The organism is uncultured Mycobacterium sp. (genome assembly GCF_964249325.1).
In the GTDB taxonomy this organism is placed as follows: Bacteria; Actinomycetota; Actinomycetes; order Mycobacteriales; family Mycobacteriaceae; genus Mycobacterium.
This window is the reverse complement of record NZ_CAXUCH010000004.1, coordinates 1-26822: the sequence shown is the minus strand read 5'-3', so window position 1 is coordinate 26822 and position 26822 is coordinate 1. Positions and strand designations below refer to the sequence as shown.

Below are 26822 nucleotides of genomic sequence, written 5' to 3'. Positions count from 1 at the left end.
GGGTCACCACAGGCACCCGGTCCGGCACAGTGGCTACCGGTTTCTTCGGCAGAAACGCCGCGGGGAGATACGCCAGCACGGACAAGACGGCAGCCACCACGAACACCGTGGTGTAGGCGTGCTCTTTGCTATGGTCGAGTTGACTGGTCAAGATCACCGACATCAACGCGGTGCTGATCGACGCCGCGACCTGCAAGTTGACATGGACCAGCGCCGAGCCGCGGGCGATTTGATGCGGCGCGAGCGACTGTACCGCCGCCGCTATCAGTGGCATTGTCGTGCAACCCAGGCCCATACCCATGAGCAGCAGCGCTGCCAGGAGGACCGGCAGGTATCCCGAATGTGTGGCGACGCCGTAGGCGAAGGTGGCCATCCCGGCGCCGATCAGGGTGATGCCCGCCAGGACCACCTTGCTCGGGCCGCGCTTGTCCAGCAGAACGCCGGCGATCGGCATCGTCAGCAACGCGCCGATCCGCTCGGGCATCATGTGCACTCCGGACTGCAGCGCGGTCTGCTGCAGCAGTTGCTGAAAGCAGCTCGGGATCAGCAGTGCAGCCCCGAAAAACGCTGCCGCGGAAAGCAAAAGCGTCGAGTTAGCGGCCGTGACCTCCCAGTTCGTGAACAGCCGCAGGTCGATCAGCGGGTGCTCGCTACCCAGGGCGTGCAACACGAACCCGCCGATCAGCGTCAGCCCGACGGCCGCCGTTACCCAGACGTGAGGATCGGCGATCGTCCCGTACCCCGGGAGGGATGACACCCCGTAGAGGAACGCGGCCACGCCGGGCGACAGCAGCAGCATGCCGACGAAGTCAAAGGTCTCCGACGGCGTCGGGCGGTCCTTCGGAAAAGTAACGGCCGCAAGGACAACCGCAGTCAGACCGATCGGCAGGTTGATCCGGAAGATCCACTCCCAGCTGTAGGCGTCGATCAGCCAGCCGCCCAGGATTGGTCCCGCGATCGGCCCGAGCATCATCGGGATGCCCAGCAGTGCCATGAGCCGGCCGATCCGCTTAGGGCCTGCCTCCCGAGTCAAGATCGTGACGGTCAGCGGCATCAGCATGCCGCCACCGAGGCCCTGCGCCACGCGAAACGCGATGAGCGCCCCGATATTTGGTGCGATGGCGCACATCAAAGAGCCAACTGTGAACGCCAGCAGGGAGCCGATGAACAGCCGCTTGGTGCCGAACCGGTCGGCCGCCCAGCCCGCCAACGGGATCACGGTGGCCAGCGCAAGCGTGTAGCCGGTCATCGTCCATGCGACCACGGCCTGAGTGGAATCGAATTCGGTGATGAAGGTGCGCTGCGCGACGCCGACGACCGTGGTGTCCAGGATCGCCATGATCACCGCCAGCGCGCATACGCCGGCGATCCGCAGCAGCCCGCCGTCGAGTTTCTCCGGATAGATCCGCTCGTCGGTGGTCAACTGGCCGCTGGGCGCGACGGCGCGATGCACCACACGAGCGTAACGGCAGTTAGCTGATCAAGCTAGTTTGCCTTGCGGTAGCCTGCTGGCATGCCCACTGTCACCGACATCGCGTTGACCACCCTCGATGGCCGCCCCACTTCGCTGGCCGATTACGCCGACCGTGCCGTGCTGGTGGTCAACGTCGCGTCGAAATGTGGCTTGACCCCGCAATACGGCGCGCTGCAGCAGCTCGCGCAGGACTACGCCGATCGCGGGCTGACCGTCATCGGCGTGCCCTGCAATCAGTTCATGGGCCAAGAGCCCGGCACGGCCGACGAAATCCAGACCTTCTGCGCCACCACCTACGGCGTGACGTTTCCGCTGCTGGCAAAAACCGACGTCAACGGGCCTGGCCGACACCCGCTGTATGCGGAATTGACGAAGACGCCCGACGCCACCGGCCAGGCCGGCGACGTGCAATGGAACTTCGAGAAATTCCTCATCGCCCCGGGTGGACGGGTGGTCAACCGGTTCCGGCCCCGCGCTGCGCCGGACGCGCCGGAGGTGCTCACGGCAATCGAGGCCGTACTGCCGAACTAGCTGGGCTGCGGGTCCGTTAGACGCCCGCTGTCTGCGTGTATGTCACCGTTTGGAAACCTGCAATCGGCACACTAGCGGTGTGTCTGGCAAATTGATCGTTTCCGTGTCAGGAATCGGCGAGCACACCCTGGCCGACGTCGACGCATTCTGCGCACAAATGGATGCCCGCGGCGTGCCGGTGTCGTTGCTGGTGGCGCCGCGGCTCAAGGGCGGCTACCGTCTCGACCGCGATCCGCGCACCGTGGAGTGGTTGGCCGCCCGACGCGCCGGCGGCGACGCGATCGTGTTGCACGGGTATGACGAAGCGGCGACCAAAAAGCGTCGCGGCGAGTTCGCCGCGCTGCCGGCCCATGAAGCCAACCTGCGGCTGATGGCCGCCGACCGGGTGCTCGAGCACCTCGGACTCCGCACCAGGCTGTTCGCGGCCCCCGGCTGGGTGGCGTCCCACGGTACAGTTAAAGCATTGCCCCGCAATGGCTTCCGGTTGCTGGCCGATCTTCACAACATCACCGACCTGGTCCGCCACACCAGTCTGCGCGCCCGGGTGCTCGGCATCGGAGAAGGCTTCCTGACCGAGCCGTGGTGGTGCCGGATGCTGGTGCTCTCGGCCGAACGGGTTGCTCGCCGCGGCGGCATCGTCCGAGTGGCGGTTGCCGCGCGTCACCTGCGCAAACCCGGGCCATTGCAGGCCATGCTCGACGCCGTGGACCTGGCATTGCTGCACGGCTGCACTGCGACCGTGTACGAGTGGCGGCACGATCAGGCGGTTCGCGACGCAGCCTGACCGCCGGGGGGTCAACTACCCTGTAGCGGCATGAGCGAAACCGCAGCCGGGTCGGTGGGGCAAGCCGCCGACGTCATCATCGTCGGGGCGGGGCTGGCCGGCCTGGTGGGCGCCTGCGAAGTCGCGGACCGCGGCCTGCGGGTGTTGATCCTGGACCAGGAGAACGCCGCCAACCTGGGTGGGCAGGCCTTCTGGTCGTTCGGCGGATTGTTCTTCGTCGACAGCCCCGAGCAACGCCGCCTCGGTGTGCGCGACAGTCACGAACTGGCACTGCAGGATTGGCTCGGCACGGCGGGGTTCGACCGGCCCGAGGACTATTGGCCACGCCAATGGGCGTACGCCTACGTCGATTTCGCGGCGGGGGAGAAGCGCAGTTGGCTTCGCGCCCGTGGCCTGCAGATCTTCCCGCTGGTCGGTTGGGCCGAGCGCGGCGGGTACGACGCCCGCGGGCACGGCAATTCGGTGCCGCGCTTCCACATCACCTGGGGCACAGGGCCGGCTCTTGTCGAGATCTTCGCGCGCCAACTGCGGGACCGCTCGACCGTACGCTTCGCCCATCGTCATCGCGTCGACGAGCTGATCGTCGAAGGAGACGCGGTGACCGGGGTGCGCGGCAGCGTACTGGAGCCCTCGGATCAACCGCGTGGTGTGCCGTCATCGCGAAACGTCATACGTGACTTCGAGTTTCGCTCTTCTGCGGTAATCGTGACCAGTGGCGGCATTGGCGGCAATCACGACCTGGTCCGGCAGAACTGGCCGCAGCGGATGGGCCGGGTGCCCGAGCAACTGCTCAGCGGGGTACCCGCCCACGTCGACGGCAGGATGATCGGCATCGCCGAAAAGGCCGGTGCCAGAGTGATCAACCGCGACCGCATGTGGCACTACACCGAGGGCATCACCAACTACGACCCGATCTGGCCGCGACACGGTATCCGAATCATTCCGGGTCCGTCGTCACTGTGGCTGGATGCGAACGGCAAGCGGCTGCCCGCGCCGTTGTACCCAGGCTTCGACACGCTCGGCACGTTGGAGTACATCGCCAGGACGGGTCAGGACTACACGTGGTTTCTGCTCAACTCCAGAATCATCGAAAAGGAATTTGCCCTGTCGGGTCAGGAGCAAAACCCCGACCTCACCGGACGCAGTGTGCGCCAGTTGCTGCGGTCGCGCGCGGGGTCGGGGCCGCCGGCTCCAGTGCAGGCGTTCGTCGACCGCGGCGTGGACTTCGCTAGTGCTGGTTCGTTGCGCGAGTTGGTCACCGCGATGAACAAGGTGCCCGACGTGGTGCCGTTGGACTATGCGACGGTGGCGGCGGAGGTGACCGCGCGCGATCGGGAAGTGGCGAACCGGTTCAGCAAGGACAGCCAGATCACCGCGATCCGCGCCGCCCGTAGCTATTGGGGTGACCGGTTGGGCCGCGTGGTGGCTCCGCACCGTTTAACGGATCCCAAGGCTGGGCCGATGATTGCGGTCAAACTTCACATCCTGACCCGAAAAACCTTGGGCGGGCTGGAAACTGATCTGGACGCCCGGGTGCTCAAAGCCGACGGCACTCCGTTCGACGGGCTCTACGCCGCCGGCGAGGTTGCCGGATTCGGGGGCGGCGGTGTGCACGGTTACCGGGCATTGGAGGGAACATTCCTGGGCGGCTGCATCTTTTCCGGTCGTGCCGCAGGCCGCGGGGCCGCCGCCGACATCGCCTAGTTCGTTTCGCTGAGCGTCTGCTCGCGCTAGAAGGTGACCGCGTTTTCTTCGGGAAGCACCTGGAAATCGGTGGTCGTCATCTCACTGAGCCGACCGAAATAGATGCCGCGCGCGTCGGGGGCGATGATGCCGTGGTGGATCGGCACCGCGCGCTGCGGCGCCACGGCGCGCAGGTAGTCGACGGCCTCGGAGATCTTCATCCACGGCGCCGCCGCCGGGGTCGCCAGCACATCCACCGGCTCGACCGGGACGAACAGGGCGTCGCCGGGATGCATCAGCCGAGCCGGATGCTCACCGTCGCCGATGAGGTAGGAGATGTTGTCTATCACCGGGATTTCGGGGTGGATGACAGCATGCCGGCCGCCGACGGCCCGGATGGTCAGTGCGCCGACGGTCAGCTCGTCGCCCACTTGCACCGCGCGACACGGCACGCCGAGCTGGGCGGCGGTCTGCGGATCGGCGTACACCGCGGCATCCGGATTGGCGTCGATCAGCGCGGGCAGCCGGGCGGTGTCGACGTGGTCGGGGTGCTGATGGGTGATCAGAATCGCCGACAGGCCGGTGATGCCCTCGAAACCGTGCGAGAAATTTCCCGGGTCGAACAGCACGGTGGTGTGGTCGAATTCAGCAAGTAGGCAGGAATGGCCGAAATGCGTCAGTTGCATGTCTACGATTGTGCGCTCATGGGGGTGTGCCGATGCGGGTAATCCTGGCGGCGATGCTGCTGGCCGGGGGCCTGGCAGTAGCAGCGTTGTCCGCGATGCCCGCGCCGGCGGAGCCCGAGAACTGTCCACCGGTGTGCGACCGGATCCCGGATTCCGCGTGGATCAATGCGGGTGCTGTGCCGCTGAACTCGGTGTACCGCTGGCCGGCATTATCCGGGGTGGCTGGGGCCATGACGGGCACCGGCACAACACCGCGGTTCCGCTTCGAGGAGCTGTGCGCCACACCGCCGTTCCCACGTGACTCCCGCGACTCGGCCGTCGCGAGCCGTGCGAAGGTGACCAACCCTCAAGGTCAGTGGCAGTTGCAGGCGCAGGTGCTGCACTGGCGCGGCGACACGGCGCGCGGCGGCGAAAACGCGGCTGGCGTGTTCAACATCGCCGCCACCGCGCTTCGCAGCTGTCAACTGGGCGCGGCGAATCAGTCGTCGTCGATCACCGTAGACGAACCCAACCGGCTGGCCGCGGTGATCAGCGGGCCGGTGATCCTGCACACCTACCTGGTCGCCCAGCCCCAAAACAGCAGCATCAGCGAACTGAGCTTGTGGTCGTCGGCACCGCCGCAGACGCCGTGGCCAACCCTGTCCGACACGCAGGTCCTCGACGCGATGAGCGGCCCGCTGTGCGCGGCCTACATCGGCTCGTGCCCATGACCGGCCCGGCGCTCGGTCACCGGTAAAGTTGGCACAGGCAGTCAGGTACCGACAGCGAGGAGCGCCCGTGGGCCGGGTCGTGGTGCACGTGATGCCCAAAGCCGAGATTCTCGACCCACAGGGTCAGGCGATCGTCGGTGCGTTGGGCCGGCTCGGCCATGTCGGTATCTCAGATGTTCGGCAGGGCAAGCGCTTTGAGCTCGAAGTCGACGACACCGTCGACGATTCCGAGCTCGCCGAAATCGCGGAATCACTGCTGGCGAATACCGTGATCGAAGACTGGACCATCAGCCGAGAACCGCAATGACGGCCCGCATCGGCGTTATCACCTTTCCTGGGTCACTCGACGACGTCGACGCCGCCCGGGCGGCACGCTTTGTCGGCGCCGAACCCGTCAGCCTCTGGCATGCCGACGCCGACCTCAAGGGCGTCGACGCCGTGATCGTCCCCGGCGGGTTCTCCTACGGCGACTACCTCCGGCCCGGCGCGATCGCCAGATTCGCCCCGGTGATGAGCGAAGTGATCGCCGCCGCGGGCCGTGGATTGCCAATACTGGGCATTTGCAACGGTTTCCAGGTGCTATGTGAAGCCGGGCTATTGCCCGGCGCGCTGACCCGCAACGCGGGCTTGCATTTCCTCTGCCGCGACGTGTGGCTGCGGGTGGCGTCGACGGCGACGGCGTGGACATCTCGGTTCGAGCCCGACGCCGACTTGCTGGTGCCGCTGAAGTCCGGCGAGGGTCGCTACGTCGCCACGCACAAAGTGCTCGACGAGTTGGAAGGCGAAGGGCGAGTGGTGTTCCGCTACCTCCACAACCCCAACGGCTCGCTCCGCGATATCGCGGGCATCAGTTCGGCCAACGGCCGTGTGGTCGGGTTGATGCCGCACCCGGAGCATGCGATTGAGGCCCTGACCGGTCCGTCCGACGACGGCCTCGGCCTGTTCTATTCCGCTCTGGATTCTGTGCTGGCCGTGTGACCTCCAGGCGCCGTGAGGCCGGCTATCGACTAGCGCGCGGGGCGGGGCGCCAATGCCGGTGCAAGGATAGTTCTGTTGTGCCGGAAGGTTTGCAGGCGAGAGGTTTTGGCAACAGAAGCTAAGCAGGCCCGGCCGCTGATCCGCAGCGATGGGCAGCACGTCAAGTGGCGTCGGCAACGAGTGACCTGTGGCGGTCAGCGACCCGGTCTGGCCGCGGTGTGGTGATACATCTGTCGGAAAGTAGTAGCCGGATGTGGTGACGGTGCGCGATCCTAGAACTTGAGGCCGAAGATCTCCAGGACCGGGATTTGTGGGCGCCCGTAACGCACGTAGTGTGGCCGCGGCGACGAACCGCTGGCGGCGTGCGGGCCGGCCCAATAAAGGAACGACGGAAGGATGGCTATGAACGAAGAGCAACGCAACGTGATGGCGTCGGGAAATGGCTTTATCGCTGCATTGGATCAAAGCGGCGGCAGCACACCAAAAGCCCTCAAGCTTTACGGAATTCCACAGGACGCGTACGACAGCGACGAGCAGATGTTCGATCTCATCCATCAGATGCGCGAGCGCCTTATGTCGAGTCCCAGCTTTTCCGGCGACAAAATACTGGGGACCATCCTTTTTGAGCAGACGATGGACCGAACCATCAACGGCGAGGACACTGCGGCATTTCTGTGGAAGCAGAAGCACATCGTGCCGTTTGTCAAGGTCGACCAAGGACTCGCCCCGGCTGAAAATGGCGTGCAGCTGATGAAGCCGATGACCAAGCTCGACTCCTTGTTGGATCGGGCGGTCGATAAGGGCGTTTTCGGCACCAAAATGCGTTCGTTTATCCAAGAGCCGAACGATGAGGGCATCCAAGCCATCGTCGACCAGCAGTTTGCCTATGCGCACAGAATTGCTGAGCGCGGACTTATGCCGATTATCGAACCCGAGGTCAGCATCGAATGCCCTGACAAGCCCAAAGCGGACAGTGCGTTGGTGGCAGCGCTAGGCACGAAGCTCGACGAGCTCACCGAGGACACGCAGGTCATGCTCAAGCTGACCTTGCCCGACGAAGACGACCTCTATGCGCCGCTGATCGACCATCCCCGGGTTATCCGCGTGGTCGCCTTGTCTGGCGGCTACAGCCTCGCGGAAAGTTGCGAAATTCTGGCCCGCAACCACCGCCTGATCGCGAGTTTTTCGCGGGCTTTGACGGAGGGGCTGACTGTCGATCAGACCGATGCGGAATTCAACGAGAAGCTTCGCTCGAATATCGAGGCAATTTACGACGCCTCGGTAACGTAATCGATGGACACGGGATCGCGCGCTGTCTAAACGTTTGCCGAATACCGACGCGACGGTGTAATCGCCAACGCACCAAGGAGAAACGCTCCGAACATCGCCATAGGGATGGTCCAGATACGACGGACCGCTACGGCTGTGTGGCACTGATCGACGAAATGGGTTCCTGCCCCGTCGGCGATACCGGCCTGCGTCAAAGAGCCCCCAAACCCACTGCCGCAGTTGATTTGGAATCCCCACTGGTCGAAGTCAGAGAGGAAGACGGGGAACCGAAGTGCCAAGAGGCCGACCATCAGCAGCAAGACGCCTGCCGCGAGGATGAACAACCGTTGAGTTGACATATTAAGAAGTAGGCGACGATCAGGTAGTCATCCCCGTCGCGGGCGTAGGTCAATGCGGTGGTTCGGGGCAAACCGGTGCGTCGGCCGGCGGTCCTTGCAGCAGCGTGGGGTTGCCGAACCGCAGCCGACGGCCAAGCAATCCGTCGGTGTGTTCGTAGATCCGCTGGTGGACGCGCAAGATGCGCGGGAAGAGGCCGCTCATCAAGAATCCTCTCGCCGTTGTGCCGCAATCGCGGTGAACATCGCATCCAGAGAGCGCAGCAGGCGCTCGTGCGGGAAGTCCTTCGGAGATACCAGCAATAGCCGGCCGGATTCCCACAGCACGGCTAGTAGGTGATGGGCCAGCAGTTCCGGATCGGCGTGCCGGCCGGCGGTGCATGACTGTCGCAGTGCCGCTTCGAATTCCCGGACGATCCGGGCGCGAACACGGGCGACGCGCTTGTGGAGCGTGGGCGTGAAGCTGTCGGCGATCATGAAGATTGACCGCCACCGTTGCGGCGCCTCCGCGACAGAGTGCAAGTAAGTGTCGAATAGGTGGTGGAACGCGTTGGCGAGATTGTTGTCGTTTGGTGCGGGCATGGCGTCGAGGATCTGAGCCAGCGCTCGCTGCTCCTCACGGTCGAGTGAGGCGCGCAGCATGTCGTTGGCGTCGGTGAAATGGCTGTAGACCACCGGCCGGGTGACACCAGCCCGGCGCGCGACCGCGTCGATGCTGACCGCGCCGACGCCGTCGGTATCGATGACGTCGAGGACGACATCCAGGAGTTGTTCGCGCCGCTGATCGGGCAAGAGTCGGGGGGCGTACGGGCGGTTGCGCCGCGAGGTGGCCTCGGTCACGCAGGTTCTCCTCTCGGTCGCAATCGCCACTCTTGACAGAAGCTACATGAGTAAAGCTACAGTAGTGTAGCTTTATGCTACAGCACCGTAGCTTTGTTGCGAAATGCGAGGACGCGATGGACGACACCGACCTCACGACGACGCCCGCAGGGGCGCAGCTGGACATCGAGATGCGCGCGCGGCAAATCGCCGGTTTGGCGCGCGACATGGCAGATGAGATCGAGGCGGACCACCGACTGCCCGCTGAACTGGTTGGGGCGCTGCGGGATTCGGGTCTGCTGCGCGCGGGTGCGCCGGTGGAGGTCGAAGGTCTGGAGTTGGCCCCCGGGACGGCGTTGCGCTGCGCTGAGGAGGTGGCGCGCGGGGATGCGTCGGCCGGCTGGTGTGTCTCGATCGCGATGACCAGTAGCTTGCTGGTGGCCTATCTGCCGCCGGTAAGCCGCGACGAGCTGTTCGGTGCGGGACGCGGGGTGGCCGCGGGCGTGTGGGCCCCGCATGGCAAGGCCCGACCAGCCGCCGGCGGCGTGGTCGTGTCGGGACGGTGGGCGTTCTGCAGCGGCATCTCTCACTCCGACGTGATGTTCGCCGGCTGCTTGTTCGAGGACCGGCCGGCCGTGGTCGCCCTGCCCACCGAGCAGCTTCAGGTTCTCGACACCTGGCACACCCTGGGTCTGCGCGGCACCGGCAGCCACGACGCGGTAGCCGACAACGTGTTCGTCCCGGACACGCACCTGATCTCGATATTCGACGGGCCGCTGATCAACCGGCCGTTGTATCGATTCCCCCCATTCGGGTTCTTCGCCGCCTGTATCACTGCGGCCGCAATGGGCAACGCCCGCGCCGCGATCGACAATTTCGCCGACCTCGCCCGGACGAAGAAGAGCGTAGGGTCGACTCGCACACTGGCCCAGCGTCCTACCATCCAGGCAGCGGTCGCCGCCGCCGAATCCGCGTTAGAGGCCGCGCGAGCACTCTATTACCAGGCCATCGAAAGCGCCTGGCGGGCAAGCCAAGACGAGCTGCCCGTGCCGGTGGAGGCGCGTACCCGGCTACGCCTTGCCGCGACCCATGGGGTGCGCACCGCCGCCGACGTGGTGCGCTCCATGTATGACCTCGCCGGCGGCAGCGCCATTTACGACGGTGCACCGCTGCAGCGGCGCTTCCGCGACGCCTTCACCGCCACCGCGCACTTCCAGGTAAACGAGGCATCACGCGAGCTGCCAGGCCGCATCCTGTTGGACCTGCCAACAGAGGTGGCGATGCTATGAGGGGACGAATCGAGGCGGCGCTGCCGTTTTGGCTGGACCGCCCCGACCTTGAGGCGGTACAGATCGCGCAGGCGGCCACCGACGCGGGGCTGACGGGGCTGTGGATCGGTGAGCTGGCCAGCTTCGACGCCTTCGCGTTGGCCACCGCCATCGGTCTGCGAACGCCGGGACTGCAGCTGAAGGTCGGACCGTTGCCGATTAGTGTGCGAACCCCGGTCGCGGTCGCATTGGGGGCAAGTTCGGTCGCCTCGCTCACCGGTTGCCGCGTCGACGTCGCGCTGGGTGCCTCCAGCCCGATCATCGTGACCGGTTGGCACGACCGCGAGTGGTGGCACAGCGCAGCCCGCATGCGGGAAACCATTCATTGCCTACGTTCGATCCTGCGCGGTGAGCGTGCCGACTATGACGGGCGCTATGTCCGCAGCCACGGATTCCGGCTGCGCCACCCGCTGCCGCACACCCGCATCGCCGTCGGCGCATTCGGCCCTGCGATGGTCCGCCTGGCCGCGGAGCTGGCTGACGAGGTGGTGCTCAACCTGGCGACGCCGCAGCGAGTAGCCCAGGTGCGGCAACAAGTCGATGAGTACGCCGCCGCCGCGGACCGCCGGCCGGTGCACTTGACGGTATGGACGCCGGTTGCCGTGCGACCTGCTGAGGCCTCGGTGCGTCAGGCAGCTAATCGGCTGGCGATCTATCTCGCCGCGCCCGGCTACGGCGAAATGTTCAGTGACCTCGGATTCGGCGACCTCGTCGAGCAAGCCCGCAGCGGCGTACGCCGCTCGCAGTTGGCGGCCGCGATTCCCATCGAACTTGCCCGGCAGCTCGGTGCATTCGGCAGCGCCGAACAAATCGCTGACCGGCTGCAGGCTTATCTGCGCGCCGGCGCCGACACTGTCGCGGTTGTACCGATTACCGCCGAAGACCCCGCCGGCCGCGCAGCCCTTGAATCCGCCGCTGAGGCCGGCCAACTCAGCGCAGCTGATGAGGCGGTTTCGTGACACCCGTCAATATGCAATGTCGGCTGGCCGCCCGCCCGGTGGGCCTGCCGAAGGCAACTGATTGGGAGATCGTCGAGGAGCCCATCCCAGCTGCCGCCGACGGAGAATTCGTTGTCGAAATCGATTACCTGTCGATCGATCCGGCGATGCGCACCTGGATGAACGAGGGCCGGTCCTACGTGCCGCCAGTGCAGATCGGCGAAGTGATGCGCGCGTTTGCCGTCGGACACGTCGTCGAGTCGTGCCACCGCGAATTCAGGGTCGGAGACCAAGTGTCCGGGCTGTTCGGCGTGCAGCGCTATGCGTCGTCCATCGGTACCGGCGTCAACAAAATCGACACCACCCTGGCGCCGGCTACCACACATCTGGCGGCCCTTGGCATCAGCGGACTGACTGCCTATTTCGGGTTACTCGACATTGGCCGTCCCGAGCCGGGCCAAACAGTGCTGGTTTCCGGCGCCGCCGGATCGGTGGGCAACATCGTCGGACAGATCGCCAAGATCAACGGCTGCCGAGCCATCGGCATTGCCGGCGGTGAGCAGAAATGCCGGTGGCTTGTTGAGGAGGTCGGATTCGACGCCGCCATCGACTACAAGACCGCAGACCTGCGCGCTGAACTGAAAACGCACGCACCGGACGGTATCGACATCTTCTTCGACAATGTCGGCGGCGAGGCGCTGGAGTCCGCCCTCAACCGGCTGGCGCACGGCGCCCGCATTGTGCTCTGCGGCGCAGTATCGCAGTACAACGACACGCCGCGAGGACCGTCGAACTACATGCAGCTGCTTGTGGCCCGTGCGTCGATGACCGGCTTTGTCGTCTTCGACTACATGACGCGCTACCCGGAAGGCATTGCGCAGCTGGCGAAGTGGCTCGACTCCGGCCAACTGCGATCACATGAGCACATCGAACACGGCGACGTCGAAGACTTTCCCGAAACGCTCCTCGAACTCTTTCGCGGCCAGAACACCGGCAAGCTGATCCTCGCCTTGAACGACTCTTCGTCGCGGTGACCCAATCACGGCTTGGCGACTCCGTCTCTCGGCTGCTATCGGGAGTCGCGACGGGAAAGTAAGGAAGATTTCGAAGCCACCGTGCACGATTACGACGTTGCTTTCGACACCCTTGGCGGGGAGACACTAGAAAAATCACTCCGGGTGGTCAAACCCGGCGGGAAAATCATCTCGGTCGCAGGCCCCCCGGAACCCGATTTCGCCAGGGAGTACGGCCTGAACTGGTTTGTCACACAAGCGATACGTGTTCTCAGCTTCCAAATCAGGCGGAAAGCCAAACGCCGCCAAGTGACCTACTCGTTCCTATTTATGAAACCAAGTGGAAGCCAATTGCGCGAGCTCGGCGCCCTCATCGATTCCGGTGCTATACGTCCGGTTGTCGATCGGGTCTTTCCGTTCCAGTCGACCCCGGAAGCCCTGGCCTACGTAGAACAGGGGCACGCAAAGGGCAAGGTCGTCGTACAGATCCGATGACGAGCTGCTCGAGGGGCGACGTGATGCTAATTCGCGCCGCCGCGACACCACTCACGTGGTGAAGGCGGGCCGCCGGTGGCAGTTAGGCGGTTGCACCACTCACCCTGCAGATGACGACGAAGTCGCCACCGCCATGCCCGAAATCTTGGCCACGTTGGCCGCGGTCGCCCAATGCAAAACAGCGGCCGCCGCTCTGGAGCGGTGACGTGCAGAACGCGAACCATCGGCCCATTCTGGTTATCGGAAGCTATTGCTGGAGGTGCTTGCGTGGTAATAGCTTCATTAAGCGTAGCCTTGCCGTATTAAGGCAAGGCTGGGCTGAAAAAGGTTGGCTTACTTTACAATCGCCTGCCCTGGGACGCCGGAATCCGACAAAACCGACAATGTCGAGTGACATATTGCACACCCGCGCAGAGGAATTTCCATGCGGGTCAAAGGCGTTGAGCTCTAAAACCAGCTCAATGTTGAGTTCACATCGCGCAACAACACATCCAAGGAGTAGTAATGACTGCAACAACACATACGGCACCTGTTCACCACCGTCGACACGAGCACGACATCCGCAACTTCACGGCATCGTCAGCGCTTGCCGAGCACCTGCAGCGCGTCCTCGTTGACCTCATCGAACTTCACTTGCAGGGCAAGCAGGCCCATTGGAACGTCGTCGGGACGAACTTCCGCGATTTGCATTTGCAGCTCGACGAACTGGTCGACTTCGCGAGAGAAGGCAGCGACACCATCGCTGAGCGGATGCGCGCCCTGGACGCCGTCCCGGACGGCCGCTCCGACACAGTGACGGCCACCACCAGCCTGCCCCAGTTTCCTGCCCACGAGCGCAACACCGCGGAAGTTGTCGACCTGATCACGACGCGGGCCCATGCGGTTGTCGATACCCTCCGCACGGTGCATCACGCGGTTGACGCTGAGGATCCGAGCACGGCGGACATCCTGCACGAGTTGATCGACGGGCTGGAGAAGCTCGCATGGCTGATCAAGTCGGAGAACCGCAAAGTCTAACGACTTACACCTGCACGGACGCTAATCGCTGGCTTCCATCGGTTCTGTCGATGGAAGCCAACGATTATTCGTCTGTTACAACCGGCAGTGGCTCATTGTCTCCAGGCGTAATACCGAACCAGGATTTAGGAACGATCCGATAGGTGGCGCGTATGGCGTTAGGTGCTATGCAATTTCCTGGTCGCGCATCTTCGCGCTGACCCGTCATCACGTTCCAGGTGGCCACGAAGCCAACCGTGATCGTTGCGGTGCGTGGTCATAAACGGCATCGGGGTGCTGTTCCCTCGATTATCCGACGGCACGAGGGCGCCATTGGGCACTTCCACATCACCCTTGAGTGGCGTCTAGCCTGATTGACCACCTCCTGCGCGCAGCCGCTGGTGTTACGTTATCCATCAAGGCAGCAGTGATATTCGTCGAATCTCAGAGTCGTTTGCCGTGAGCGCACCCTTGGTCGATGCAGCAGGCCGATCCCAGGAGTCGAATAACGCGCGCGGGATAAGTCTGACACCGAGGTAACACGTAGGATTCGTGCATGGACCATCCGGTTTCTCCTGACGACGCGATTGAGGCGATCCGCCGTACCGGCGGAGCTCGGCCTGGTTATCGGGCCCTGCACGCGAAAGGCATCCTGTATCGCGGCACGTTTACCGCGACTCCCGAGGCGCCCCGGCTTTGCCGCGCAAGACACCTCGACGGCTCTGCCGTGCCGGCGCTGATTCGCTTCTCCAACGGATCGGGCAACCCGGCGCAGCGTGACGGCCTGCCACAGGTGCGCGGGATGGCCGTGAAGTTCACACTGCCCGACGGGTCGACCACCGACGTATCGACGCAGACGGCGCGGTTGTTCATGTCAAACACGCCGGACGGGTTCGTCGATCTGTTGCGCGCGTTGCGGCCGGGCCTGGGCGCGCCGTGGCGCATCACCAAATACCTTGCAACTCACCCTCGGCTGCTCGGCGCGTTGCCGGTACTACTGGCCGCCAACAAGATCCCCGCAAGCTACGCCACCGTCGAGTATCACGGGTTGCACGCTTACCGCTGGGTCGACGCCGATGGCGGCGCCAGATTCGTTCGCTATCACCTGTCTCCGGCGGCCGGTGAACAGTTTTTGTCCTTGCGGGCTGCCCGGACGAAGGGCCCTGACTTCCTCACCGACGAGCTGAATACCCGTCTCGCGACTGGGCCCGCGCGGTTTTACTTCCGCGTCCAGATCGCCGGGGTGCACGACTCGACGGTCGATCCGTCGGCGCCTTGGCACAGCACTGACTTCACCACCGTCGGCGCGCTCGATATCGTCGGCCTCGACACCGAGCGCGAGCGCGGCGACGACATCGTGGTATTCGACCCAATGCGTGTGACCGACGGCATCGAACCCTCCGACGACCCGGTGCTTCGCTTCCGCACCCACGCCTATTCGGCGTCGGTCAAACTACGCACCGGCGTAGAGCGGGGCTCCGAGGCACCTCCGGCCTAACCGGGAGGGCGCTCAGAGCCGCCTAGTGGATCGTGCGGCGACTCTTTCACCGTGCGGTCAACGCACACTCACGTGCCGCATCAGTCAGACTTGGCCTTGTGCGGTGGGTGACGATTGATGACATCCGTCAACCGGCGGATCACATCAAGAGTGCCGTCGTCCGAACACCATTTATGCCAACGGTTTGGGCGGACTCCAACCGTCCGCTGTGGATCAAACCGGAGAGCCCGAGCTGGGCTACTTCCACACCGACCGGGCCCACCCGATAGGCGAGCTGTTGGTCAAGACGCAGATCATGTTCGCCGGCTATTACAAACGCCCGGAGGTCACCGGGGGTCTACGACGAGGACGGCTACTACTGCACCGGCGACGCGGGCACAGGAGTGGAGAACGGGTATCAGACCTACCACGTTCTAAACCCCTACGACGACGGCATCGGGCTCGACCAATTCGTCGACCGGTTCAACGACGCCGGCTACCCGATCCAGCGGATAGCTGACTACAACGACTGGCTGCAGATGACCCGCGCCGGGGTGGCGTGGATGGCGGTCGGCTGTGCGCTCGGAGCCTACGAGAACGCGCTCGCATACGCCCGCACGCGACAGCAATTCGGCCGGCCGATCGGCGACTTCCAGCTGGTGCAAGACTTGTCCGGATGCTCGGCAACGTGACGTCCGCGTATGGGCTGTGTGTGCGCTGTCACAACTGCAGGACGAAGGTCGCGCCGAGGACCGGCATTCCTCGCTGGCGAAGGCATTCTGCACGGTACGGATGCGCGAAACCGTGGGCTGGGCCCGGGAACTGTTGGGCGGCAACGGAATACTTCTGGAGCACAATGTGGGACGCTTCGTCGCCGATGCCGAGGCCATCTATTCCTACGAAGGCACCCGGGAGATGAACACCTTGATCGTGGGGCGAGCGATCACCGGAATGAGCGCTTTCGCTTGATCGGTAACATCAGCGCGATGTGCTCGCCGGGTGTGAGCTAGGGCATCAGCATAACCGAGCCGAAGGTCTTGCGGCCCTCAAGATCGCGGTGGGCTTGGGCCGCGTCCTTCAGCAGGTAACGGCCACTTATGGTCAGTGTGATGGTACCGCTGGCGATCACATCGAATAGTTCGTTTGTGCGCCAGGTGAACGCGTCGCGTGTACGCATGAAATTCGGCCGCGATGGGCGAGTCAGATACACCGAGCCGGCAGCGTTGAGCCGCTGCGGGTCCACTAGGGGCACCGGCCCGCTGGCTGCCCCGAACAGCACGAGTTGCCTCACCGGCGTCACGACATCGGCTGGCGCGACACAGTACTCAGCGTAAGCGCCGACGGCATCGGCGGTCGCGACACTTTCACCCACGCGTAGTGACGTCACGCCCTCCTCCGCCGCGGCCACGGTAACGGCCACTTCGGCGCCGAGCACGAACGGCAGTTCATGCCGATACGGCCCCGACCGGAAATAGGTGTCGACGAAATTCACGCCGCTCGTCTCGGCTTTGATCAATACCTCACCGCGGCCGGGAGGGCCGCGGCTTCTCGACGCAAGAAAGGACCTCCGGCCGGCCGGTTTGCTCACCCTCAATTGCGTACATGCACAAGCATTCCAACACGACATTCGATCGCCGTCGATGGACTCTCTGACAACGCGTGCCGCATCGCGCTGTGGCCGTTTACCCAGCACTGTCGGACATTGTGATCGGCCACAGCAACGGGCGGGCACGGTTGTTACCCAAGACATCGACAGCATGGCCAGCGCGGACGAGTCTGGTAGCAGAGCGCGGTGGTGCGCGTGGCGAAAGCCTGACAAACACGGAAGGACCGGCAGGACGATGACAGACACGAGAACCGTCCACGAGGTGACCTACGACCTGCTTCGTGAGCTGGGACTCACGACGGTGTTCGGCAACCCAGGCTCGACCGAGCAGACGTTCCTGAGCGAATTCCCCGACGACTTCACCTATGTCCTTGGGCTGCAGGAGGCGTCGGTGGTGGCCATGGCCGACGGATTCGCCCAGTCCACCGGTAAGCCCGCCCTGGTCAATGTGCACACCGCTGCGGGGATGGGTAACGCGATGGGCAACCTGGTGGCGGCGTACAAGGGCAACACCCCGCTGATCGTCACAGCCGGTCAGCAGACCCGCGAAATGGTGTTGTGCGAACCGTATCTGACCAACAAGGACGAAACCGTGTTTCCGCAGCCGTGGGTGAAGTGGGCGTACGAGCCCAAGCGCGCCGAGGACGTGCCGGCCGCGTTTATGCGCGCCTACACAATCGCGCTGCAGCCACCGGCCGGCCCGGTGTTTTTGTCCATCCCACTTGATGACTGGGAGAAACCGGCGCTGGGCCCGGCGGTGGTGCGCACGGTGAGCCACCGTGTCGCCCCGGACACCGAGCGGCTGCGCGGATTCGCCGAGCGCATCAATGGTGCGCAGCGGCCCATGGTGGTCTTCGGCCCCGAAGTGGATCGCAGTGGCGCTTGGGATGTCGGCGTGGCCTTCGCGGAGAAGGTCGGCGCACCGGTGTACGGCAGTCCGCTTCCCGACCGGGCGTCGTTCCCGGAGGATCACCGTCTCTATCAGGGGCAGATACCGATGACCATTGCCGGTGTCACCGACGTCATGCGCGGGCATGATCTGGTCGTCGTGGTCGGGGCGCAGGTCTTCCGCTACTACCCCTATGTGGCCGGCGAGTACCTGCCTGAGGGCACCGAACTGCTGCAGATCACCGCCGATCCGGGGCTCGCTGGGGCGGCACCGGTGGGTGACAGCGTGTTGGGGGACACGTTGCTGGCGTTGGAGCAGCTGGTGGACATGGTCGATGATCGCAGCGACCGGGCGGTCCCGACGAGACAAGTGCCCACCTCCGCGGTCGATGTGACCGGGTCGGCACCATTGGAGCCGGACGCGGTGTGGTCGACGTTGAGCACCGTGAAGCCCGCCGATTCGCCGGTGGTCACCGAATCGACGTCGACGATGGCCCAACAACTGCGATTCCTGCCCACCACCCGCCCGGCTTCGTTCTTCGCCACTGCCAGCGGCGGTATCGGTTGGGGGTTGCCCGCCGCGGTGGGCGTCGCGTTGGGGGACCGCGCCCGTGGTGTCAAGCGCCATGTCCTTGCCACCATCGGCGATGGGTCGTTCCAATACTCGGTGCAGGCGATCTATACGGCCGCCCAACACCGCCTGCCCATCGTGTTCGTGGTGATGCGCAACGGTGAATACTCGATCCTCAAGTCGTTTGCGAAGCTGGAGAAGTGCACCGGCGTACCGGGAATGGACTTGCCGGGCCTCGACATCGCCTCCCTCGCAATGGGTTTCGGGTGCCGCACGGTCAACGTCGACACCACCGAAAAGCTGGCCCACGAATTCACCGCCGCGCTGGAGGCCGACGGGCCCACCGTCATCGTCGTGCCTACCAAACCGCAAGCAGCGCAGCTGGGCTGACCGGGGAGCAAACGTGCCTGTCTATACCTGCACGACAAACGAATCAACGTTGTCGGCTCACACCAAGAAGGCGCTGGCGGGTGAGATTGCAGCCATCCACTCGGAGGTCAATCATGTGCCGAATACCTACGTCAACGTGGTTTTCCACGAACTGCCCGCCGGCAGCGTCTATACCGACGCTGTACCAGCAAGTCCACTCCTCGTCAGCGGGTGGATACGCGAGGGCCACCCAGAAGCCGAGACCACACGTCTTGCCACCGAAACCGCGGCTGCCGTAACTCGATAGCGGGCAGCCCCGCCGAGCTCCCCGTGCGGGACGGCCACATGGCCGCAGGCGTCACCGTGGACATGGTCATGATCCTCGTGCACGGTGTGCCCGGACGGCTCACACTCGTCGTAGTGGTCCTGATGGCGTCGATGGAAGTGACCGTCGTGCACGTAGTCGACATGGTCCCCATGCGGGATCGCGACATGGCCACATCCTTCGCCGTGCACATGGTCGTGTTCGACGTGTTGGTTGTGGGTGGCGCTAGTCATCGTTTCTCGCCGCCCTTCCGACCGAAATCCGGCTCGTAAGTCCCTGGCGCGGCGCAATGTTAGTCCCGGCATAACCGTCGCACGTGGGAAATCGCCGAGCGGCGCCCGACGATCAGGACCTGATTGCCGCCGTTAACTTCACCGCCGTCAGCGTGCCACGAGCCTGAAGCCTGGCGTTTCCAGTGATCTTGGTAGAAAGCATTCAGAGACAGGTGTTTTCATCACATGCCAATCAGACACAGTGGGTTCGTGTGACCATGCCCGCATGAGCATCCCGATTTCCGTACCGCCTCCCTCCGGGACTGCAGCCCTCGACACCGCTGGCTGCTCTACGGCGGCCGCACCGACAGCGAGGACACGACCACATGCGCGCCTAGTGCCGGATTAGTCGCTGGCAATCTCGACCTGCTCGATCAGGTCGCCTAGGCCCCTTACGCCGAGCCGCTCACGGAACGCCTGCACCGTATAGCCGACCACGGTGGCGTCGGTGCGGGCCCGCACAGTCGCCGAGCGCGGCAAGTTAAACAGCGGGCCGATTTCACCGAAGTAGTCGCCCGGTGCAGCTACCTTCACGAATTCCTCACCGCCATCAGCCAATTCACGCACAATCTCGAGCTCGCCCTGCGAAACCACGTAGATCAGCTCACCCATCGTGCACTGCTCGAACAGCACCTCGCCAGCATTCAAGTGCACAGTTTCGGGTGGCCGGTCCGCCGACGCGAGCGCGGGTACCAGCTCGACGACGCGATCGGCTATCGGCAGGATTCGGCTGTCGTGGGTCACGACCACCACTACACGTTCGCCCTTCGCCAGCGAGCGGATGAGCTGCAGTACCCCCTCCACCTGGATGAAGTCGAGGTGCGCAGTCGGTTCGTCCGCGAGGATCAACGGCGGATCCAGCGCTATCGCGCGAGCGACTGCGACCCGTTGCTGCTGCCCGCCGCTCAGGTCACCCGGGCGGTGTTTCAGGCGGTCTGCGAGACCGACCCGCGTCAGCAGTTCCTCGGCACGTCGACGCGCAGACGCGCGTGACATCCCGGCCGCCCGCAGCGGAACCATGACGTTCTCGATGGCGGTGAGGCTCGGCACCAGATTGAACGCCTGAAAAACGATGCCTACCCTGTTGCGCCGGTACTCCGCCAACGTTGCGCCCTGTAGCGCCGTGACGTCGACGTCGCCGAACTTGATCGCCCCGGACTTCGGACGCAGAATGCCGCCAAGGCAGGACAGCAGCGTCGTCTTCCCAGAGCCGCTGGGCCCGAGCAGGATTACCAGCGATCCCGCCGCCACGTCGAGACTAAAGCCGTTGATCGGTCGGACAGCGTACCCACCGCTGGAGTATTCGACGACGAGTTCTTGGATGCTCAGATCGCCCACGGCTCAAGGGCCTCCGAACGCGAGCGCCGGATCGACCGCCACCGTGCGCCTCAGTCCAGCGACGCTGCCGACCACACAGATCGAAAACGACAAAGCTGGAACCGAAAAATATAACCGCATCGGCACCACCACGTTCATCGGGAACAGCGGTGCCAGCAGATGCGAAAAGATGACACCCAGCATCGCCGCGAGCAGCGCGACGACGACCGCCTGCAGCGCAAGCCCCGCCAGAATCGACCGCGTTGGCACACCAATCGCCTTGTACACCGCAAAGTCGCGCAGGCGCTCGAGCGCGGAGAGATAAACCACCGATCCGACAATCAACGCCGCCACGATCCACAACAAGAAAGCCACGATCGTGATCGCATCCACCGCGACTTTCAACGGGCGCAACAGGTCGCTGACACCGACCGCCCGACCGACTATTTGATAGCCGTCCGGAAGCTGTCGGGGCGAACCGACGATCCCGATCGATGTGATCATCGGCTGCCCGTTGTACGCAAGCTGCTGGAGGCCCTGGGTGGTCAGGAAGATGTTGGGCATCTTCGCCAATGCGGTGGAATTGGGCACAATGCCTACGATCCGCAAGGTGTGCGCACCAACCTGCAGATCGCCGCCGACACCCCGGCCCAGCGTGCTGGACACCGCCACCTCGCCCGGGGTCGATGGTGCCCGGCCCTGCGAAACGCGTGGCATGCCCGGCCCGCGCTCCGGCGCCCCGAATGCGGTGGCGTTTCGTGTTGCGGTGCCTTCCCTTATGGTCGACGCCGCGGTGGCCAGTGGGGCCGCGGCTCCCACACCGGGCGCACCGGCCACCCGGACCAGGTCAACTTCGGCGAATGGTGTGGCACCCAGAAACGGTCCAGCAGCGCCGGACTTGACCACAAATACGTCGACACCCATCGAATCGACGGTGCGCTCAGCCTCGACCCGAAAGCCGTTTGCCAGTCCAGTCAGAACGAGCGTCATCGCAAAGACCAGTCCGGTGCTGACGATCGCGACGACGAGGCGGCGCCTTCGCCATTGCATGTCGCGCAACGCCGCGAACAGCATGCTCACGACGGTACCCACGCCGACCTATTCCCGGCAGGGTTTGCTCCACTCCGAGCAGGGTCGTATCGCTATCGCCGGACCATCGCGGGATCGCGCACCAGCGCGCACAGCCGCCAACGGCCGGGCACACCTTTGAGGTCATACTCGCCCCGGTCGGTGAACCTGCGCCGCGAGCCGGTGACGATGTCGCGCACCGTCGATGACACCAGCACCTCACTCGGTCCTGCGTGCGCCGCCACCCGCGCCCCGATGTGTACAGCCATGCCGGCGACGTCGGCACCGCGTACCTCGGCCTCACCCGCGTGAATACCGATCCGCACCTCAATGCCGAGGACATGGACTGCATCGACGATCTCGTCGGCGCACTCAATCGCAGCGCTCGGGCTGGCGAAGGTCGCGACGAATCCGTCGCCGGCCGTGTTCACTTCACGGCCACCGAATCGGTCCAGCTCGTGGCGGACGATGGTGTCATGATTGTCGAGCAGGTCGCGCCATCGATTGTCGCCGAGCACAGCGGCGCGTTCGGTGGAGCCCACGATGTCGGTAAACATGATCGTGGTGAGTACACGCTCGGCGCCGAAGCCGGCCCGCACGCCGGTGGCGAATTCCTCGATCTCGTTGAGCATCGGTGCGGTGTCGCCTACCCAATACAGGACATCTTCACCTGGTAGCTCGACGAAGCGCGATCCTGCGATGTGTTCGGCAAGGTAAAGGCCGTTTGCGACAGGGCTGAAGTTCGGGTTGTCGCGATGCAGGATCAGCGTTGGCACGGTGATGCTTGCGAGGAAATCGCGCACGTCGGATTGGCGGACGGCCTTGATGAAGGCGCGCGCCATGCTGGGAGACGCGGCACGGTTGCCCGCCATATCCCACCACGCCCGGAACGCGTCGTCGCCGGCAACGGTCGGAGCGATGATGCCAAGCGTGTCGAAACCTCGCTCGACGGCGTCCGGCTCAATCGCGATCGTCGTGTGGGGATCTTCAGCGCTCACCTCGGCGCCGATCGGATAATCAGGTGCCCACAGCGTCCGTGCCGCGCCGTTGACGATCACCAGGTTGCGCACCCGCTCGGGGTAATCGGCCGCCAGAACAACTCCGGCCAACGAAGTGAACCCTGGGGCCAATATCGTCGCCTGCTCGCATCCCGCCGCGTTCATGACCGCGATCGCGTCTTTTGCCCACGACTTCGGCCCCATCATGTCGAGCGAGGGGAGCCGCGACGACAGCCCAATGCCGCGCTGGTCGAATCGGATCACGCGCGCGAAGGATGCCAGGCGTCGATGGAAGCGGTACATCGACGGCTCGAGGTCGACGCAGTCGATCGGGATTAATGGCCCGGGTAGTACGAGCAGGTCAATGAGGCCATCGCCGAAGACCTGATAGGCGATGTCGACTTCGCCGCAACTTGCGTAGCGAGTCCGCGGAAACTGCGCCACTGAAACAGGCTAATCCAGGTGGCAAGCTAACGACTCGAGCTACGCGGTCAACGCGACCGACGCCTCGGCGGTGTAGCACAGGAACGTCATCGTCTCCTGCAAGTAGAGCTGCACCGTCTCGGCGTCATGGGACAGGTAACCGATCGCGACGTCGGTGCCCAGCTGCAGGTCGAAGTCACCGCCGCGGGTGGTCAGCACGAAAGCGCCGTCGATGGCGGGCGCCCAGATGATGTCGTTATCGACCAGTCGGCGCAGATGCTCGCGGATCGGATATCCGTGTTCGGTGGTCTCGCTGACTTTGGTGTAGGCGTCGGCCGACAGCAGCACCGAATACGGGCCGTCAACCCCGGCCAACCGCAACTCGGACAGCGCCTGGCTGATGACGTCGGGGAAGTCGCGGACGTCGGCGGGCAGCGTCAGCGCCGCATTGGAACTCGCGCTACGGATGCCTTCGATCGACGCTGCGTCGTAGCCCTCGAAGATGGCGCGGTCTTCGACGAACGCCAGCTTCTTGGCGGCGGTCTTGACCGGGTCCCAGTCGGCGTCCTGCGAGCCGCGCTCCACATCGTCGATCTCCGAGCGCGACAGCGTAAACGGGACCCGCAGCCGCACAAGCGGTTTGCTGGCCCGCAGATGCGCGACGACGCCGTTACCGGGCGGCGCCACGTCGGCCAACCGACCGGTGCCGACCGCAGCCATCGTGGGTCCGCCGGGGCCGCTGACGTCGACTACCCGGCGCCCGGCGATGTGGCGTTTGAATGTACGCGTCGCCTCCAATTCGATCTCGGCCCAGGCGGCTTCGGTGATCGGTGCCAGGTCGCGGTAGAGGTTGTTCATCGGGCGTTTCCTTTCAAACTGCCGATCGCCAGCGAGCCGTCCGAGTCGGAATCCGCTGCTGCAGCCGCTAATCCGGGCAGTGGCGGCGGAGCGTCGAGAAAGTCGATGGTGGAGGTAAAAAACAGTCCACCGGTCAAAGCGGTGGAAAAGTCAAGGATCCGGTCGGTGTTGCCGGGCGGATCGCCGATGAACATGTTGTGCAACATCTGCTCGGTGACGGCCGGGCTGCGAGAGTAGCCGATGTAGTAGGTGCCGTACTCGCCCCTACCCACCTCGCCGAACGGCATGTTGTGCCGCACGATCTTGAGCTCATTGCCTTGGTCGTCTTCGACCTTGTTCAGCGCGATGTGTGAGTTGGCCGGTTTATCGGCGTCGTCGAACTCGATGTCTTCCAGCTTGGTTCGCCCGAACGCGCGTTCCTGCTCGGTCACCGACAGCGAATTCCAGCCTGCCATGTCATGGACGTACTTTTGGACGTGGACGTAGCAGGAGCCGGCGAAATCGGGGTCTTCGTCGCCGATCTGTGTCGCGCTGACCGCCAGCGGCCCGTCGGGATTCTCGGTGCCGTCGACGAACCCGAGCAGATCGCGGTTGTCGAAAAACCGGAAACCGTGCACTTCGTCGACCACCGTGACAGCGCCGGCCATCGCGTCGATCAGCCGGGTGGCCAGCTCGAAGCAGACATCCATGGTCTCGGCCCGAATGTGGAACAACACATCGCCGGGTGTGGCCGGCGCGCTGTGCCGCGGGCCTTCCAGCGCGACGAACGGATGCAGGTCGGCCGGTCGCGGGCCGGAGAACAACCGATCCCACGCCTGCGAGCCGATCGAGGTGATCGCCGACAGGCGTTTTGCCGGGTCGCGGAATCCGATCGCGCGGACCAGCCCGGAGATGTCGGGCAGTGCGTCGTGCACCGTTGCCTCGCCGCCGTCGTTGATGGTGACGACGAGGAAGATGGCGGCCGGAGTCAACGGCTCCAGAACCGGTTGGGGCTGAACAGCGGGCACGGGTTCGACCCTAACGTCCCTGCCGATGAAAGGATGGGGGCATGGCGGCCACGGCAACGGGTCTGTGCGAATTCATCGACGCGTCCCCGTCGCCGTTCCACGTGTGCGCCACGGTGGCACAAGCGCTGCGCGCGGCTGGATATACCGAGTTGGCCGAGACGGACACCTGGCCGGCCGCAGGCCGATTCTTCACAGTGCGCGCGGCATCGTTGGTGGCGTGGGACAGCACCGGGGATCCGCGTCGGTCGTTTCGGGTGATCGGCGCCCACACCGACAGCCCGAACCTGCGCATCAAGCAGCACCCGGATCGCGTGGTGGCGGGTTGGCAGGTGGTGGCGCTGCAGCCCTACGGGGGTGCCTGGCTCAACTCGTGGCTGGACCGCGACCTCGGCGTCAGCGGCCGGCTATCGGTGCGTGACGGCACCGGCATCAGCCACCGGCCGGTCCGGATCGACGAACCGATCCTGCGGGTGCCGCAGTTGGCCATCCACTTGGCCGAAGACCGCAAGTCGGTCACGTTGGACCCGCAGCGCCACGTCAACGCGGTGTGGGCAGCCGGCGACAGCTGCGGCTCGTTTGTCGGCTACGTCGCCAAACGCTGCGGCGTCGCCACCGACGACGTACTCGGCTTCGATCTGATGACCCATGATCTGGCTCCCTCCAGCCTGGCCGGACTCGACGACCAGTTCGTCAGCGCACCGCGGCTGGACAACCAGGCCAGCTGCTATGCCGGCTTGGAGGCGCTCCTGGCCGCCGAACCCGGCGGCAACCTGCCGGTGCTGGCGTTGTTCGACCATGAGGAGGTCGGTTCGAGCTCCGATCACGGCGCGCAGTCCGAGCTTTTGCTGACCACCCTCGAGCGGATCGTGCTGGCCGCCGGCGGTGATCGAGAAGATTTCCTGCGCCGGGTGGCCGGATCGATGGTGGCCTCGGCCGACATGGCGCACGCCACCCACCCCAACTACCCGGACCGGCACGAGCCCGGGCACCCGATCGCGATCAACGGGGGCCCGGTGCTCAAGGTGCAGCCCAACCTGCGGTATGCCACCGACGGGCGCACCGCCGCAGCCTTCGCGCTCGCCTGCCGGCAGGCCGGCGTGGCGTTGCAGCGATACGAACACCGCGCCGACCTGCCGTGCGGTTCGACGATCGGCCCGATCACCTCGGCACGAACCGGCATCCCCACCGTCGACGTCGGCGCCCCGCAATTGGCGATGCACTCAGCCCGCGAACTGATGGGTGCCGCCGACGTCGCCGCGTATTCCGCGGCGCTGCAGGCCTTTCTGGCGCCGCAGTGACGCCGGGGTTCAGCGCGAGGCGACGATAGCCGGCTCGTAGCGGACGACGTTTTCCACCACCATGCCGTTGCGGGTGCGGACCCGATCGAGCCCGCGGATCGTGAACGGTCCGGCCGGGCCGGTGCCTTGGCCGACGTAGTGCAAGAACACCAGCTGCTCGCCCGCGGTGGCGCCGGGCACGGTCGCGCTGTCAACCAGTTCCAGCCGCAGATCTGGTGCAGCGGCCAGCAATTCGGCGATCTTGGCCGTGTACGCCTCTTTGCCTCGCACCGGTTCCACATCTTC

30 protein-coding genes and 3 pseudogenes are annotated in these 26822 nt (G+C 64.8%); 19 read left to right on the top strand and 14 right to left on the bottom strand.

The genetic code is table 11. The annotated features are described in order from the left end of the window. On the bottom strand, nucleotides 1-1453 hold a 1453-nt coding region (locus ACFE99_RS01235; RefSeq protein WP_375481647.1), incomplete at its 3' end, for a DHA2 family efflux MFS transporter permease subunit. 60 nt (nucleotides 1454-1513) lie between these two features. Between ACFE99_RS01235 and ACFE99_RS01230 the strand changes: the two genes are divergently transcribed. The 3 genes from ACFE99_RS01230 (at nucleotide 1514) to ACFE99_RS01220 (ending at nucleotide 4493) form a co-directional block, all read left to right on the top strand. Then, the gene (locus ACFE99_RS01230) at nucleotides 1514-2005 is read left to right on the top strand and encodes a glutathione peroxidase (RefSeq protein WP_375481645.1); all 492 of its coding nucleotides are present in this window, start codon (nucleotides 1514-1516) and stop codon (nucleotides 2003-2005) included. 79 nt (nucleotides 2006-2084) lie between these two features. After that, nucleotides 2085-2789, top strand: coding sequence for a DUF2334 domain-containing protein (locus tag ACFE99_RS01225; RefSeq protein WP_375481642.1), 705 nt, complete (start codon nucleotides 2085-2087; stop codon nucleotides 2787-2789). 30 nt (nucleotides 2790-2819) lie between these two features. Then, on the top strand, nucleotides 2820-4493 hold the full coding sequence (locus ACFE99_RS01220; protein WP_375481640.1) for an FAD-binding dehydrogenase: 1674 nt from the start codon (nucleotides 2820-2822) through the stop codon (nucleotides 4491-4493). A gap of 26 nt (nucleotides 4494-4519) precedes the next feature. Here the strand turns inward: ACFE99_RS01220 and ACFE99_RS01215 are convergent, their stop codons facing one another. Next, entirely contained in the window at nucleotides 4520-5158 is a 639-nt protein-coding gene (locus ACFE99_RS01215) for an MBL fold metallo-hydrolase (RefSeq protein ID WP_375481638.1), read from the bottom strand. Between the two features lie 32 nt (nucleotides 5159-5190). Between ACFE99_RS01215 and ACFE99_RS01210 the strand changes: the two genes are divergently transcribed. The 4 genes from ACFE99_RS01210 to ACFE99_RS01195 all read left to right on the top strand — a co-directional run bounded on the left by ACFE99_RS01210 (nucleotide 5191) and on the right by ACFE99_RS01195 (nucleotide 8136). Further along, nucleotides 5191-5868 carry an ATPase gene (locus ACFE99_RS01210; RefSeq protein ID WP_375481636.1) on the top strand — a complete coding sequence of 226 codons (678 nt, stop codon included), beginning with the start codon at nucleotides 5191-5193 and terminating at the stop codon, nucleotides 5866-5868. 67 nt (nucleotides 5869-5935) lie between these two features. Continuing rightward, complete coding sequence (gene purS / locus ACFE99_RS01205) at nucleotides 5936-6175, top strand: phosphoribosylformylglycinamidine synthase subunit PurS (RefSeq protein ID WP_375481634.1); 240 nt, start codon at nucleotides 5936-5938, stop codon at nucleotides 6173-6175. Further along, complete coding sequence (purQ, locus tag ACFE99_RS01200) at nucleotides 6172-6846, top strand: phosphoribosylformylglycinamidine synthase subunit PurQ (protein WP_375481632.1); 675 nt, start codon at nucleotides 6172-6174, stop codon at nucleotides 6844-6846. Before purS ends, purQ begins: the two co-directional genes overlap by 4 nt. Nucleotides 6847-7248: 402 nt before the next feature. Beyond that, entirely contained in the window at nucleotides 7249-8136 is an 888-nt protein-coding gene (locus tag ACFE99_RS01195) for a fructose bisphosphate aldolase (protein WP_375481629.1), read from the top strand. 26 nt (nucleotides 8137-8162) lie between these two features. On the opposite strand, the gene ACFE99_RS01190 is transcribed toward ACFE99_RS01195, so the two are convergent. The 4 genes from ACFE99_RS01190 to ACFE99_RS01175 are packed head-to-tail and all read right to left on the bottom strand — an operon-like array spanning nucleotide 8163 to nucleotide 9311. After that, on the bottom strand, nucleotides 8163-8474 hold the full coding sequence (locus ACFE99_RS01190) for a hypothetical protein (RefSeq protein WP_375481707.1): 312 nt from the start codon (nucleotides 8472-8474) through the stop codon (nucleotides 8163-8165). Then, nucleotides 8426-8545, bottom strand: coding sequence for a hypothetical protein (locus ACFE99_RS01185; RefSeq protein WP_375481627.1), 120 nt, complete (start codon nucleotides 8543-8545; stop codon nucleotides 8426-8428). Before ACFE99_RS01185 ends, ACFE99_RS01190 begins: the two co-directional genes overlap by 49 nt. Continuing rightward, complete coding sequence (locus tag ACFE99_RS01180; protein WP_375481625.1) at nucleotides 8524-8676, bottom strand: hypothetical protein; 153 nt, start codon at nucleotides 8674-8676, stop codon at nucleotides 8524-8526. The genes ACFE99_RS01185 and ACFE99_RS01180 overlap by 22 nt, the downstream gene beginning before the upstream one ends. Next, entirely contained in the window at nucleotides 8676-9311 is a 636-nt protein-coding gene (locus ACFE99_RS01175; RefSeq protein WP_375481623.1) for a TetR/AcrR family transcriptional regulator, read from the bottom strand. The genes ACFE99_RS01180 and ACFE99_RS01175 overlap by 1 nt, the downstream gene beginning before the upstream one ends. Nucleotides 9312-9427: 116 nt before the next feature. Between ACFE99_RS01175 and ACFE99_RS01170 the strand changes: the two genes are divergently transcribed. From ACFE99_RS01170 to ACFE99_RS01130, 9 genes and pseudogenes are all read left to right on the top strand, one after another. Further along, on the top strand, nucleotides 9428-10579 hold the full coding sequence (locus ACFE99_RS01170) for an acyl-CoA dehydrogenase family protein (RefSeq protein ID WP_375481621.1): 1152 nt from the start codon (nucleotides 9428-9430) through the stop codon (nucleotides 10577-10579). After that, nucleotides 10576-11577: an LLM class F420-dependent oxidoreductase gene (locus ACFE99_RS01165; RefSeq protein ID WP_375481619.1), complete on the top strand. Its 1002-nt coding sequence runs from the start codon at nucleotides 10576-10578 to the stop codon at nucleotides 11575-11577. The genes ACFE99_RS01170 and ACFE99_RS01165 overlap by 4 nt, the downstream gene beginning before the upstream one ends. Next, nucleotides 11574-12590, top strand: a complete 1017-nt coding sequence (locus ACFE99_RS01160) for an NADP-dependent oxidoreductase (protein WP_375481617.1) — start codon at nucleotides 11574-11576, stop codon at nucleotides 12588-12590. Before ACFE99_RS01165 ends, ACFE99_RS01160 begins: the two co-directional genes overlap by 4 nt. 12 nt (nucleotides 12591-12602) lie before the next feature. Further along, complete coding sequence (locus ACFE99_RS01155) at nucleotides 12603-13064, top strand: zinc-binding dehydrogenase (RefSeq protein WP_375481615.1); 462 nt, start codon at nucleotides 12603-12605, stop codon at nucleotides 13062-13064. A gap of 504 nt (nucleotides 13065-13568) precedes the next feature. Further along, on the top strand, nucleotides 13569-14081 hold the full coding sequence (locus tag ACFE99_RS01150; protein WP_375481613.1) for a Dps family protein: 513 nt from the start codon (nucleotides 13569-13571) through the stop codon (nucleotides 14079-14081). A gap of 535 nt (nucleotides 14082-14616) precedes the next feature. Next, entirely contained in the window at nucleotides 14617-15558 is a 942-nt protein-coding gene (locus tag ACFE99_RS01145; protein WP_375481611.1) for a catalase family peroxidase, read from the top strand. Between the two features lie 392 nt (nucleotides 15559-15950). Then, a pseudogene (locus ACFE99_RS01140) lies at nucleotides 15951-16076 on the top strand (hypothetical protein); the annotation flags it as partial. Further along, nucleotides 16077-16229, top strand: coding sequence for an acyl-CoA dehydrogenase family protein (locus ACFE99_RS01135; protein WP_375481703.1), 153 nt, complete (start codon nucleotides 16077-16079; stop codon nucleotides 16227-16229). Nucleotides 16230-16245: 16 nt separating this feature from the next. Then, a complete protein-coding gene (locus tag ACFE99_RS01130; RefSeq protein ID WP_375481609.1) occupies nucleotides 16246-16506 on the top strand; it encodes an acyl-CoA dehydrogenase family protein in 261 nt (86 codons plus the stop codon). A gap of 37 nt (nucleotides 16507-16543) precedes the next feature. Here the strand turns inward: ACFE99_RS01130 and ACFE99_RS01125 are convergent. Then, nucleotides 16544-17141 (bottom strand): annotated as a pseudogene (locus ACFE99_RS01125) (alcohol dehydrogenase catalytic domain-containing protein). Nucleotides 17142-17378: 237 nt separating this feature from the next. Between ACFE99_RS01125 and mdlC the strand changes: the two are divergent. Both mdlC and ACFE99_RS01115 read left to right on the top strand, forming a co-directional pair. Beyond that, a complete protein-coding gene (mdlC, locus tag ACFE99_RS01120; RefSeq protein WP_375481607.1) occupies nucleotides 17379-18992 on the top strand; it encodes a benzoylformate decarboxylase in 1614 nt (537 codons plus the stop codon). Between the two features lie 13 nt (nucleotides 18993-19005). Continuing rightward, complete coding sequence (locus tag ACFE99_RS01115) at nucleotides 19006-19278, top strand: tautomerase family protein (protein ID WP_375481605.1); 273 nt, start codon at nucleotides 19006-19008, stop codon at nucleotides 19276-19278. A gap of 17 nt (nucleotides 19279-19295) precedes the next feature. Here the strand turns inward: ACFE99_RS01115 and ACFE99_RS01110 are convergent. The 6 genes and pseudogenes from ACFE99_RS01110 to ACFE99_RS01085 all read right to left on the bottom strand — a co-directional run. Next, nucleotides 19296-19529 (bottom strand): annotated as a pseudogene (locus ACFE99_RS01110) (hypothetical protein); the annotation flags it as partial. 384 nt (nucleotides 19530-19913) lie between these two features. After that, a complete protein-coding gene (locus ACFE99_RS01105; protein WP_375481603.1) occupies nucleotides 19914-20906 on the bottom strand; it encodes an ATP-binding cassette domain-containing protein in 993 nt (330 codons plus the stop codon). Nucleotides 20907-20909: 3 nt separating this feature from the next. Further along, entirely contained in the window at nucleotides 20910-21959 is a 1050-nt protein-coding gene (locus ACFE99_RS01100; RefSeq protein ID WP_375481601.1) for an ABC transporter permease, read from the bottom strand. Between the two features lie 68 nt (nucleotides 21960-22027). Then, nucleotides 22028-23395 carry an alpha/beta fold hydrolase gene (locus ACFE99_RS01095; RefSeq protein ID WP_375481599.1) on the bottom strand — a complete coding sequence of 456 codons (1368 nt, stop codon included), beginning with the start codon at nucleotides 23393-23395 and terminating at the stop codon, nucleotides 22028-22030. A 39-nt stretch (nucleotides 23396-23434) separates the two neighbouring features. After that, nucleotides 23435-24232, bottom strand: coding sequence for a family 1 encapsulin nanocompartment shell protein (locus ACFE99_RS01090; protein ID WP_375481597.1), 798 nt, complete (start codon nucleotides 24230-24232; stop codon nucleotides 23435-23437). Beyond that, on the bottom strand, nucleotides 24229-25239 hold the full coding sequence (locus ACFE99_RS01085) for a Dyp-type peroxidase (RefSeq protein WP_375481595.1): 1011 nt from the start codon (nucleotides 25237-25239) through the stop codon (nucleotides 24229-24231). Before ACFE99_RS01085 ends, ACFE99_RS01090 begins: the two co-directional genes overlap by 4 nt. Nucleotides 25240-25280: 41 nt before the next feature. On the opposite strand from ACFE99_RS01085, the gene ACFE99_RS01080 reads away from it, so the two are divergent. Further along, nucleotides 25281-26537: a M18 family aminopeptidase gene (locus ACFE99_RS01080; RefSeq protein WP_375481593.1), complete on the top strand. Its 1257-nt coding sequence runs from the start codon at nucleotides 25281-25283 to the stop codon at nucleotides 26535-26537. Nucleotides 26538-26546: 9 nt separating this feature from the next. Here the strand turns inward: ACFE99_RS01080 and ACFE99_RS01075 are convergent. After that, nucleotides 26547-26822: nuclear transport factor 2 family protein (locus ACFE99_RS01075; RefSeq protein WP_375481591.1), on the bottom strand; the 276-nt coding region annotated here is incomplete at its 5' end.

Coding starts and splice junctions, on each gene's coding strand:
- ACFE99_RS01230 (WP_375481645.1), top strand. CDS start 1,514: ATGCCCACTGTCACCGACATCGCGTTGACCACCCTCGATGGCCGCCCC.
- ACFE99_RS01220 (WP_375481640.1), top strand. CDS start 2,820: ATGAGCGAAACCGCAGCCGGGTCGGTGGGGCAAGCCGCCGACGTCATC.
- ACFE99_RS01215 (WP_375481638.1), bottom strand. CDS start 5,158: ATGCAACTGACGCATTTCGGCCATTCCTGCCTACTTGCTGAATTCGAC.
- ACFE99_RS01210 (WP_375481636.1), top strand. CDS start 5,191: ATGCGGGTAATCCTGGCGGCGATGCTGCTGGCCGGGGGCCTGGCAGTA.
- purQ (WP_375481632.1), top strand. CDS start 6,172: ATGACGGCCCGCATCGGCGTTATCACCTTTCCTGGGTCACTCGACGAC.
- ACFE99_RS01195 (WP_375481629.1), top strand. CDS start 7,249: ATGAACGAAGAGCAACGCAACGTGATGGCGTCGGGAAATGGCTTTATC.
- ACFE99_RS01190 (WP_375481707.1), bottom strand. CDS start 8,474: ATGTCAACTCAACGGTTGTTCATCCTCGCGGCAGGCGTCTTGCTGCTG.
- ACFE99_RS01180 (WP_375481625.1), bottom strand. CDS start 8,676: ATGAGCGGCCTCTTCCCGCGCATCTTGCGCGTCCACCAGCGGATCTAC.
- ACFE99_RS01170 (WP_375481621.1), top strand. CDS start 9,428: ATGGACGACACCGACCTCACGACGACGCCCGCAGGGGCGCAGCTGGAC.
- ACFE99_RS01165 (WP_375481619.1), top strand. CDS start 10,576: ATGAGGGGACGAATCGAGGCGGCGCTGCCGTTTTGGCTGGACCGCCCC.
- ACFE99_RS01150 (WP_375481613.1), top strand. CDS start 13,569: ATGACTGCAACAACACATACGGCACCTGTTCACCACCGTCGACACGAG.
- ACFE99_RS01145 (WP_375481611.1), top strand. CDS start 14,617: ATGGACCATCCGGTTTCTCCTGACGACGCGATTGAGGCGATCCGCCGT.
- ACFE99_RS01135 (WP_375481703.1), top strand. CDS start 16,077: ATGACCCGCGCCGGGGTGGCGTGGATGGCGGTCGGCTGTGCGCTCGGA.
- mdlC (WP_375481607.1), top strand. CDS start 17,379: ATGACAGACACGAGAACCGTCCACGAGGTGACCTACGACCTGCTTCGT.
- ACFE99_RS01100 (WP_375481601.1), bottom strand. CDS start 21,959: ATGCTGTTCGCGGCGTTGCGCGACATGCAATGGCGAAGGCGCCGCCTC.
- ACFE99_RS01090 (WP_375481597.1), bottom strand. CDS start 24,232: ATGAACAACCTCTACCGCGACCTGGCACCGATCACCGAAGCCGCCTGG.
- ACFE99_RS01080 (WP_375481593.1), top strand. CDS start 25,281: ATGGCGGCCACGGCAACGGGTCTGTGCGAATTCATCGACGCGTCCCCG.